The 9,294-nt window shown below is 64.0% G+C and carries 14 protein-coding genes; 6 read left to right on the forward strand and 8 right to left on the reverse strand.

What is annotated here, in order from left to right; genetic code table 11:
- Nucleotides 1–253 precede the first annotated feature (253 nt).
- Nucleotides 254–916, reverse strand: coding sequence for a hypothetical protein (locus tag JWP60_RS16680; protein WP_299793735.1), 663 nt, complete (start codon nucleotides 914–916; stop codon nucleotides 254–256).
- A gap of 308 nt (nucleotides 917–1,224) precedes the next feature.
- Here JWP60_RS16680 and JWP60_RS16685 point away from each other — a divergent pair, with 308 nt between their 5' ends.
- A complete protein-coding gene (locus tag JWP60_RS16685) occupies nucleotides 1,225–1,584 on the forward strand; it encodes a hypothetical protein (RefSeq protein ID WP_299793738.1) in 360 nt (119 codons plus the stop codon).
- Between the two features lie 179 nt (nucleotides 1,585–1,763).
- Here JWP60_RS16685 and JWP60_RS16690 read toward each other — a convergent pair whose 3' ends face one another.
- Nucleotides 1,764–2,696 carry an AraC family transcriptional regulator gene (locus JWP60_RS16690; protein ID WP_299793741.1) on the reverse strand — a complete coding sequence of 311 codons (933 nt, stop codon included), beginning with the start codon at nucleotides 2,694–2,696 and terminating at the stop codon, nucleotides 1,764–1,766.
- Nucleotides 2,697–2,813: 117 nt separating this feature from the next.
- On the opposite strand from JWP60_RS16690, the gene JWP60_RS16695 reads away from it, so the two are divergent.
- The 4 genes from JWP60_RS16695 to JWP60_RS16710 all read left to right on the forward strand — a co-directional run bounded on the left by JWP60_RS16695 (nucleotide 2,814) and on the right by JWP60_RS16710 (nucleotide 4,753).
- Nucleotides 2,814–3,101 (forward strand): hypothetical protein, encoded by a 288-nt coding sequence (locus JWP60_RS16695; protein WP_299793744.1) that lies wholly within the window; start codon nucleotides 2,814–2,816, stop codon nucleotides 3,099–3,101.
- Between the two features lie 260 nt (nucleotides 3,102–3,361).
- Nucleotides 3,362–3,694, forward strand: coding sequence for a hypothetical protein (locus JWP60_RS16700; RefSeq protein WP_299793747.1), 333 nt, complete (start codon nucleotides 3,362–3,364; stop codon nucleotides 3,692–3,694).
- A gap of 204 nt (nucleotides 3,695–3,898) precedes the next feature.
- The gene (locus JWP60_RS16705; RefSeq protein WP_299793773.1) at nucleotides 3,899–4,390 is read left to right on the forward strand and encodes a heme-binding protein; all 492 of its coding nucleotides are present in this window, start codon (nucleotides 3,899–3,901) and stop codon (nucleotides 4,388–4,390) included.
- A gap of 99 nt (nucleotides 4,391–4,489) precedes the next feature.
- Nucleotides 4,490–4,753, forward strand: coding sequence for a VF530 family protein (locus JWP60_RS16710; protein ID WP_299793750.1), 264 nt, complete (start codon nucleotides 4,490–4,492; stop codon nucleotides 4,751–4,753).
- Nucleotides 4,754–4,804: 51 nt separating this feature from the next.
- Here JWP60_RS16710 and JWP60_RS16715 read toward each other — a convergent pair whose 3' ends face one another.
- The 4 genes from JWP60_RS16715 to JWP60_RS16730 are packed head-to-tail and all read right to left on the reverse strand — an operon-like array spanning nucleotide 4,805 to nucleotide 7,067.
- Complete coding sequence (locus JWP60_RS16715) at nucleotides 4,805–5,566, reverse strand: ABC transporter permease (RefSeq protein ID WP_299793753.1); 762 nt, start codon at nucleotides 5,564–5,566, stop codon at nucleotides 4,805–4,807.
- The gene (locus JWP60_RS16720) at nucleotides 5,563–6,498 is read right to left on the reverse strand and encodes an ABC transporter ATP-binding protein (protein WP_299793755.1); all 936 of its coding nucleotides are present in this window, start codon (nucleotides 6,496–6,498) and stop codon (nucleotides 5,563–5,565) included. The genes JWP60_RS16715 and JWP60_RS16720 overlap by 4 nt, the downstream gene beginning before the upstream one ends.
- The gene (locus JWP60_RS16725) at nucleotides 6,491–6,661 is read right to left on the reverse strand and encodes a cold shock domain-containing protein (RefSeq protein ID WP_299793758.1); all 171 of its coding nucleotides are present in this window, start codon (nucleotides 6,659–6,661) and stop codon (nucleotides 6,491–6,493) included. The genes JWP60_RS16720 and JWP60_RS16725 overlap by 8 nt, the downstream gene beginning before the upstream one ends.
- A 10-nt stretch (nucleotides 6,662–6,671) precedes the next feature.
- Nucleotides 6,672–7,067 (reverse strand): VOC family protein, encoded by a 396-nt coding sequence (locus JWP60_RS16730; protein WP_299793761.1) that lies wholly within the window; start codon nucleotides 7,065–7,067, stop codon nucleotides 6,672–6,674.
- Between the two features lie 196 nt (nucleotides 7,068–7,263).
- On the opposite strand from JWP60_RS16730, the gene JWP60_RS16735 reads away from it, so the two are divergent.
- Complete coding sequence (locus tag JWP60_RS16735) at nucleotides 7,264–7,872, forward strand: LysE family translocator (RefSeq protein ID WP_299793764.1); 609 nt, start codon at nucleotides 7,264–7,266, stop codon at nucleotides 7,870–7,872.
- A gap of 309 nt (nucleotides 7,873–8,181) precedes the next feature.
- Here the strand turns inward: JWP60_RS16735 and JWP60_RS16740 are convergent, their stop codons facing one another.
- Nucleotides 8,182–8,577 (reverse strand): hypothetical protein, encoded by a 396-nt coding sequence (locus JWP60_RS16740; RefSeq protein WP_299793767.1) that lies wholly within the window; start codon nucleotides 8,575–8,577, stop codon nucleotides 8,182–8,184.
- A 447-nt stretch (nucleotides 8,578–9,024) separates the two neighbouring features.
- The coding region (locus JWP60_RS16745; RefSeq protein WP_299793770.1) for an SHOCT domain-containing protein at nucleotides 9,025–9,294 on the reverse strand (270 nt) is incomplete at its 5' end.

The raw sequence follows: 9,294 nt of genomic DNA on the forward strand, positions 1-9,294 counted from the left end.
CACGTGATTCAACATGTCTCGCTCTTTCCTTGACTTGATCTGATGCCTGCGGTGTGCCGGCGGAGCGAGTTTAGGTCCCATCAGTGAGTTCACTCGAACAGGCGCCGTGCGTGGTCAGGTCGGCAAACGCATGGCTGCTCCCGGCCAGGAGCTGCCATGCTCGCCACGCTGAACGCCGTCTCGCGATAACTCAGACTCCTACCCCCATGACTGGTCATTCCGCCTGATCGCTTTGGTGCGATACGCGCCAGGATCAGAAGTGACCTGACGATCTGTGGAATTGGTAAGTGACTCCGTCAAAGGGTGAACAGGAGAGCCAGCCCAGGCCCACGGAGACGAAGGTCAGGCAAGGCAGGCTCTCGCCATCTGGCGAGCGCAGCACAACGTCGCGGCGGAGCGCGTCGCCGAACAGCGCGCCCTCCACCTTCCCGGTGTACGGCACCCCGTCTACGTTCAAGGTGATCTGGCGCGTCAGGATGCTGAATGAGCCGTTGTGGGATTTGTATTTTCCTTCTTCCATCAGATAGAAACCCGCGTCGCTCCCCGCATACCTCCGAAAGGAGGCGAAACGGTAAGACTGCCCACCGTGCAGCAGACATGTGCCATATGCCGAATCCATGAACCTGGTGGCGTTGCACGCAATGGGTTCCCCTTGCTCGGAAGTGAACAGCACCTCCCCAGTCTCGCCGGGCAACAATCTTGCGGCATACGGCTTTCCCCAAACGTCCACCATTCCAATGCCGCTGTCCTTGTCCCAACGTCCGCGAAAGGTGTGCGTCCCGAAATCGGCTGCAGCAAACCTCTGGGCACATCCTGACAGCATTGAAAGCAGCAGCAGGGCGGGCACTGCGAACCGCCGACGTTTGGTGGTGATACGCGGTGCTTGCATGCCCGCGCTGTTGTCGATTTTTCGCATCCGTTCCTCCGGGTCCACGTTGCGCCCTTGCGGCACCCTGCTGCAAGGCCGCGCCGTGTTCGTCATGCAGCACTGTGCGATCGCGACGCGGGTGCGTCTTGAACCGAAACGACGCTCGTCCGCTCATGCGGCGAGGGGCAGGACCTTGTCCGCGTAGGAATCGAGCGGGGTCCAACGCGGGCCATGTCGATTTGGCCTGTCGGTTCCGTTCAATACACGCTGCGTCGGTATGACGGACAGTCCCTCCCACCCAATTTCACCTGAACGCCATGCAGCCAGCGCAACCCATTCACGGTCAGAAACACGGCATGAACCGCAGCTTCGTCAAATGGCTGGTCTTCGTGCTTCTCTGTTGTGTTGTCCCCGTCCTGTTCTACGGGTTCGTCATTGGTGGCTTCGTGTCCCCCCTCGTGATCATGGTGTGGCTGTTCCGACATCTGGCCACTGGGTTCGGCGCCCTCTACGCGATCCATCTCCTGGTCTACCTGCCCGTCCTCTATCGCGTGGCGAGCTTCCTGAGCAAGAAGATGGTGAACTCGAGATTCGGGGCAAGCGCTCTTGCCCTGTTCTGCGGTGCTGCCGTTCTGGTCTCCTTCCTGCCGATGTATGGGGTGGCTCATTCGGTGACACGCACCTACAACCTCTACCAGATGCTGGTTCGCCCCTAGCGACAGTCGGCCCTCGATGCGTGGTTCGCGGACCGGCCCGCCTCGTGCACGCCGGTCACGCCCTGGTGGCGACCGCCGCCACGATTGGTCAGACCGTCGAAGGGGGGATCGACCTGGGTGATGTCGTGAAAGAGTAGCGAGATTTTGGTCTGCGATGTCTTTGCAGGCGCCGTCAGTCGCTAGACCCAAAGCCGATACAGCCAGAACGACTCGTCCGCGATGTAGCGCTCGGCAAAGGCCGTGGGCGAGAAGCCCGTGATGCGCTTGGCGGCGCGGACAAGGTGCGACTGATCGGCGAAGCCCTCATCGACCGCGATCCCGGCCCAGTCGAAAGGCTGGCCGGCCTGCCAGCGGTCACGGGCCAAGTGGAAGGCGCCCTCGGCCCGCACCAGCGTCTGCCATTCGCGCAGGGAGCGGCCACTCATCGACTTGATGCGCCGCTCCACCTGCCGCGCGCTGTGGGTGCGGCTCCACTGGCCAGCCTGCAGCGCCAAGCGCTCGAGCCAGTGGCGGCCGATCTGGCGGATGGAGGGCGTGCTGCCAGGCGCGCCGCGCAGTACCTGCCACCGCGCCGCGAGGTGGTGGTCGAGCGCGGCAAGCGTCGTGGCGTCGTCTGGCGCGGACTGCAGCGCGGCTAGCAGCGGCCACCACGATTCGTGCAGCGCCTCGTGCGCGGCTTCGAATGTCTCGTGCAGCGCGGTGGGATCGAGGCCGAACAGATGGCGTGCGACGTCGGCGGTGAACAGCACGAGCACCGCCCGGCCCGGCTTCGCGCACCAGCACACGGTGGGCAGTGACTGGCTGCCGAAGATCATGGCGTCGGCCGCGAAGGGCCGCCACTGTGGCCCCACCGCAGTGTGCTGCACCAGGCCGGCTGCGCAGCCCTGGAAGCAACAAAGGCCAATGAAAGGCGTGGCCGGCAGGTGCGTGAGCCGTTGCGCAGCGGACAGCGCCGTGCCGAAGTCGCGGCTGATCGCGCACAGCACCGCGCCTTGCAGGCCAGGCGACGCAACGCGTAGGTGCGCGGCGTCGGCCTGATTCGGTGGCGCCACGCGCGGCGCGCGCGCCGAGGCCGCGGGGCAGTTCGATCCGTTCGCTGGCTTGTCAGGCATGCGCGCAAGCATACCGACGCGCCTAGCGAAGACGCTGTCGTTTCCGTTCAAGACCGCGCGCGGCGCCCCGGCCAGAGTGCGGGGATGAACTCCAACCTTTCGACGCCAAACGAACGCATGACCTCCTCCCGTCCTGTAGCCACCACCGCGTGCGGCATAGCGTGCCTGCTGCACGCGGGCCTGTTTGCCGTGGTCTGGCTGCTGTTGCCCGCCTCGCCGACGCTGCTGTCGGTCCTGCAATTCCTGTTCTGGCCCTGGATCCTCTGGTTGATTGCCGTCCTTCCTGGCGAGGCGAAGGCTTCGGTGGCGCGCGAGCTGGCCGTCTTCCTCGGCACACTGTGGTGCGTGCTTGCCCTGCCGATGGCCCTTGCGCTGGTGGTCTCCACGTTCGGCATGGGGTGCTGATTGCGCGCCATGTTCATGACACACGTTGTCTGCTTCCGGCCCACGAGCGGCCCTCCTGGACATCGGCGCGCAGGAGCCAGCGATCCATGAGGGATTGCTTATGACTGCCTCCACTTAATTCATTTGGTGGTCATGCGGACTACCTCGACAATTCAGCTCAGCCGCACCTTGCTGTTCCGGGACAAGCCATGCCGAAGTTTTTTCAGAAGGCGGATTCCACCGCGACGACACGATTGGACGTTGGTAAGGAACCGCGAACCTTGACGCCCAGCCCCGCATCCGCGGATATGCCACCGTCACCAGACCGGACGCCGATGTCCCCGCCGCCTGGCCATCCGATGCCGGCTTCCCACACAGGAAGGGATAGGGCCTATATCGGGATGCGCGAAGTATCCGCCACCGACTCCGTCGAACAGGACTTCGTTTCGCAGGACGCGCTGAAGCATCACCTGGCAGTGCAGGCCGCAATCGCTGCTCGCGACATGAAGAACGCGGAACGCAGGAAATGGATCGCAGTCGCGGTCGGCCTGGCCTTGTTGATTGCTTTGCTGGCGGCACTGCTCATGGCCAACGCTGCGGACGTCTGGCGGTAAGCCCGATGTCGCAGGCGCTGTCTGCAGCGTGACCATCGGCTTGGGAGACTTGTCCGGTCATCTGACCTCCGATCTTGGCCGGGAGCCGACATGCATGCGTCTCGCGCACGAGGGTATCCCTCTGGCTGCTGCCGCGCCATTCCCGTAAGCTGGCAGCCCCACTATCACCGGAGACTCGCGATGCGCCTTGCATTTCTTGCCTTGATGTCCATCGCCGCGTCCGTCCACGCGCAGGGAGTCGCCACCACGCCGGGAGTCGTCACCACGCAGAAGCTGTCGGCTTCGCTCGCCAACGAGCTTGTCGGCGAATCCGTGCGCGAGTGCGTGCAGAAGGGCTACAAGGTCGTCGCCGTCGTCGTGGACCTCGACGGCGTGCGACAGGCGCTGCTGCGCGGCGACGGTGCGCCGGTCCACTCCCTGGATAACGCCTACTACAAGGCCTACACGCTCGCCTCCATGGGCCCGGCGCGCAACGAAGAGAGCACCAAGCAGATCGCCGACCGCATGGCCAAGGCGCCGCCGAGCACCGTGCCGGTCTTCCCGCTCCCGAACATTACCTACGCACAGGGCGCTATCGCGATCGTCGCCAACGGTCAAACGATTGGAGCGCTCGGCGTCAGCGGCGCCCCGGGCGGGCAGTTCGACGAGGAATGCGCCCGCGCCGCGATGGCGAAGGTCAGGGACCGGATGAAGTAGCCAGCGCAAGGGGATGAATACCTGAGGAGATGAGGCGCGGCTCTGGACGAGCGACGGCGTCCGACCCAACGCAGGCGATCGGGCGGGCAGAATCTCCTCATGCAAGACGCTCATCCCGCCCCCGCCCAACCGCGGAATCGCCTGCACGGCGTGACGCTTGAGGCCATGGTCCGCACCCTGGAAGCGCACTATGGGTGGACGGAGCTTGCGACGCAAATACCCGTGCGCTGTTTCACGCACGACCCTAGCGTCAACTCAAGCCTCAAGTTTCTTCGCAAGACGCCGTGGGCTCGTGAGAAGGTGGAAGGGCTTTACCTTTTCATGCTGCGGGAAAAAGAGCGGATGCAGCGACCGCTTGCTTGAGCATTGCGGAGGGATGTCTGCTCGCCGCTTACCTGTCGTGGGAACGTGCGCTTAGCTCTTGAGCCGGTAACCGGTCTTGAACATGTACGCCACCACCCCCATGCACAGGGCCATGAACAACAGCGTCATGACCAGGCTGATGCCCACGCTCACGTCGGCCACGCCATAGAAGCTCCAGCGAAAGCCGCTGACCAAGTAGACCACCGGGTTGAACAAGGTGACCTTCTGCCAGAACGGCGGCAGCATGTCGATCGAATAGAAACTGCCGCCCAGGAAGGTGAGGGGCGTGACGATCAAGGTCGGGATGAACTGCAGCTTCTCGAAGCCATCGGCCCAGATTCCGATGATGAAACCCAGCAAGCTGAAGGTCACGGCGGTGAGTGCCAGGAACAGCAGCATGACGCCGGGATGCATGATCTGCAAGGGAACGAACACGGCCGCGGTCGCCAGGATGATGAGGCCCAAGGCAATAGACTTCGTCGCAGCTGCTCCGACATAGCTGATGACGATCTCGAACGCCGACACCGGAGCCGACAGCAGCTCGTAGATCGTGCCGGAGAACTTCGGAAAGTAGATGCCGAAGGAGGCGTTGGAAATGCTTTGGGTCAGCAGCGACAGCATGACCAGCCCCGGCACGATGAAGGCTGCGTAGCTGACGCCACCTACCTGCGGTATGCGCGAGCCGATGGCGGAGCCGAACACCACGAAGTACAGGGAAGTCGAGACCACCGGTGAGACGATGCTTTGCAGCAGGGTCCTGAAGGTGCGGGCCATCTCGAAGCGGTAGATCGCGCGGATCGCATGCAGGTTCATGGGGGGTCGGTGTCACGCACCAGGGTCACGAAGATGTCCTCGAGGGAGCTCTGGCGGGTTTCCAGGTCCTTGAAGTCGATACCGGCGGCCTCCAGGTCCTGCAGCAGGCGACTGATGCCGGAGCGCTCCGTTCGAGCGTCGTAGGTGTAGACCAGTTCCGAGCCGTCGCCACCCAGCTGCAGGGCGTAACTGCCCAGAGCCTCCGGCAGCCGTTCCATCGGCTGTGCCAGGTGCAGCGTGAGCTGCTTGGTGCCCAGCTTGCGCATCAGCTCCGCCTTGTCTTCCACCAGGATGATCTCGCCCTTGCTGATGATGCCGATGCGGTCGGCCATCTGTTCCGCCTCGTCGATGTAGTGGGTGGTGAGAATGACGGTGACCCCGCTGGCGCGCAGTGAGCGCACCAGCGCCCACATCTCCTGGCGCAAGGTGACGTCCACGCCAGCGGTCGGCTCGTCGAGAAAGAGCAAGGTGGGTTGGTGCGACAGCGCCTTGGCGATCAGCACGCGTCGCTTCATGCCACCCGAGAGTGTGCGCAACTGGCTGTCCCTCTTCTCCCACAGTGACAGGTCCCGCAGCACCTGCTCGATATGCGCAGGATCGGGTGGCTTGCCGAACAAGCCGCGGCTGAAGCTCACCGTGTTCCACACGGTCTCGAAGGCATCCGTCGTGAGTTCCTGGGGAACCAGTCCGATGCGCGAACGCGCAGCGCGAAAATTCCGGCGGATGTCTTGTCCGTCGACGGTGACCGTCCCGGTACTCGCGTTGACGATGCCGCAGACGATGCTGATCAGGGTGGTTTTCCCCGCGCCATTGGGTCCGAGCAAGGCGAAGATCTCGCCGCGGCGGATCTCGAGGCTGATGTTCTTCAGTGCCGAGAAACCGGAGGCGTAGGTCTTGGAAAGCCCGTCGATGGAGAGGATCGCTTCACGCATGTGGCCGCGCAGCGTATCTCAATTTCTGGCCAGACGCTTTCTTCGGGATCTCGGCGCGGTAATCCCGCACATGCACGAAGATGTCCTGGCCGACCGCGTCGCCGCGAATGAAGCCGAAGCCCTTGGCTTCGTCCCAGCGGACGATCGTTCCTTCCTTTCGCATGTGCGCTGCGTCAGCGAACGCCTGGACCGGGCCAGATGTTTGCGTGCTCTTCGAAATCCGGCCGCTGTGGCCGTACCACACAAAAACGCTGGCCGGTGGGCGCCTCCATGACCCACCAGCGCTTCACCTGCGCAATGCGCCGCGCGCCGAGTGCCTCCAGCCGGGCGACCTCGGCTTCGATGTCGTCCGTTTCGATGTCGAGATGCACGCGGCTTGCGTGCTGAACAGCCTGGACCAGCACCGACACGTCTTCGGGCGCGCCGGCCAGGCCCCGATAAGCGGCATCGTCCGGGTTCCGCAACGTCATGGCACTTCGTCCCAGCGCCGCGGACCAGAAGCCAGCAGCTGCGTCGACGTCCTGCGTCTGGCAATCGATGACGATCGTTCCAAGTCGGCTCTTGTGCATGGCTGGGAATGGGTGATTGGGGGCTGACCATCATGCCTGTTGTTCGACGGAGCAGGCCATGCCTGTTCGTGCCGAGAAGGCTGCTCCTGCCGGAGCGGACGGCCCCGACGGAAAGGCTCAAGGCGGACGCTGCCGCAGGGTCAGCCCTCGTCACCGGCATCCTTCGTCCACAATGCCTGCACCATCAGGAGCAGCCATGATCAGCGTTGAGTTCCTCATCACCTCCCTGGTCGTCGTCTTGATCCCCGGCACGGGCGTCCTCTACACCGTGTCCACAGGTCTCACACGAGGCAGGCGCGCGAGCGTCTTCGCCGCGTTGGGGTGCACGGTGGGCATACTGCCGCACCTGTTTGCGACGGTCCTGGGATTGGCCGCCGTCATGCACGCAAGTGCTCTTGCCTTCCAGTTGCTCAAGTTCGCCGGCGTTGCCTACCTGTTCTACCTGGCATATGCCACTTGGCGTGACACGTCGACGTTCCAGGTAGACGAGTCCATCACCAGGTCGGCAACGTCGCTGGTGGTAAAGGCGTTCCTCATCAACATACTGAACCCCAAGCTGACCCTCTTTTTCCTGGCCTTCCTGCCCCAGTTCGTGAACGCGCAGGCGGGTCCGCCGCTCTTGCAGCTATTGCTGCTCAGCGCCGTCTTCATGGCAATGACGTTCGTGGTGTTCGTGATGTACGGCTTCCTCGCCCACGCGTTCCGGGTGCGCGTGATCGAGTCTCCGGCGGTTCAGCGGCGGCTGCGCTATGCCTTTGCCTCAGCCTTCGCGGCGCTCGGGGCCAAGCTGGCCGCGGAGCGCTGAACGAAAGGGACCCTCCGGACGGTCTGTACGCGAGCAAGCTCTGTTCGGATGAGAATGTGCGATGACACGTGGTTCGGTCGATTTCGGCGAGGGCTGCCCGGTATCGGACGGGGGCTGTACTCGATCGCATCCACGGGACGACTCCCCATGCACCCCGGACTCCACCGCCTTCGACCCGAACGGCGCGGCTCCGAGGTGTGCCAAGCGCCGTTCACCAGGCACAAGGAGGCCGTGCGCCGGCAGAAACCAACGGACAAGAAAAAGCCCGCGAGAGGCGGGCTTTCGGTGAACGGCATGGGCGCTTTCAGTTCAGTCCTCGTGGCGGTGGTGCCCATGTTCCTCGTGCTCACGATGGCCTCCCTTGTGCTCCCGCTCGTACTCGTGTTCGTGTTCCCAGTGTTCCCGTTTCCGGCGCTCGTGCTCCCAGTGCTCACGCCGCCCCCTGCCCTCGTATTCGACGACAACCGGTGGTTGCACATAGACGGGCGGTGGCTGCACGTACACCGGCTGCGGGGCCACATAGACCGGCGCGGGTTGGAGGTAAACGGGTTGTGGGGGCACGTTCGAGACGCCCAAGTTGACGCCCGGCGCAACGGCTGCATCCAGCGAGTAGTAAACGCGCCCGCCGGCATGCGCAAGCGACGCACCGCTCAGGCCCACGATGGCAGAAGCCACCCACAGCAGTTCCTTCAATCCAGATTTCAATCTTCCTCCAAGGGTTCGCCTCCTGGCGACTGGCGTAGCCTATCGGCTTGTTCAGCCAGAACACCGGCCGCGAAGCCAAACGTGCGGAGTCTGCCAAGAAAGTCCGCGCAGTAGTGCGCGAAGGCGCGAGTTCTCCGAGCCTGCTGACACCATTGCGTCGTTCGCTGATCCAGCCTTTCGCAGCAGCTCTCAGCAATGCTCCCTGTGTGCGGGCGCCACGGTTCGCCAGTACAACTCCTGGAACGGCTTGCCTGCGGCCGTCCATCCGGGCAGCGGCACGAACGAACGTGCGAGTTCAACGGCTCCGCAGGCCTGCGCCATCGCAGGGGTGACCCACGGGCTCTAACGGGCAGCCCAATGGCCTCGCGCGCGCTGGAAGTCGGCCGAAGACGCGGCGAAGCAGCGTGGGCCCCTGCTCGCGCAACGATCACCGTCGGCTATCCATGTTCAGCGCCCCGGTAGCAGCCGCGCCTTTTCGGCGTTGAACTCGGCGTCCGTCAGAAGACCGCGCTTTCTAAGGTCGTCGAGCTTCAGCATCTCCGAGTACAGGTCCTTTACCTGCGCTAGCAACGGCCGCCGAGGAACCTTCGCTAGCGTGCGCTCACCCTTGACGCCCGAACACAACGGGGCGCGACGGCCGGTGTTTCCGCTCTGACCGGCGCCAGTGCTGCCCTGCGTGCGAGCTGCTCTACTGGCGTCCAGGGGAGCTGGATGGCT

Origin of the sequence: Ramlibacter sp., assembly GCF_028291745.1 — a bacterium.
Lineage (GTDB): Bacteria > Pseudomonadota > Gammaproteobacteria > Burkholderiales > Burkholderiaceae_C > Ramlibacter.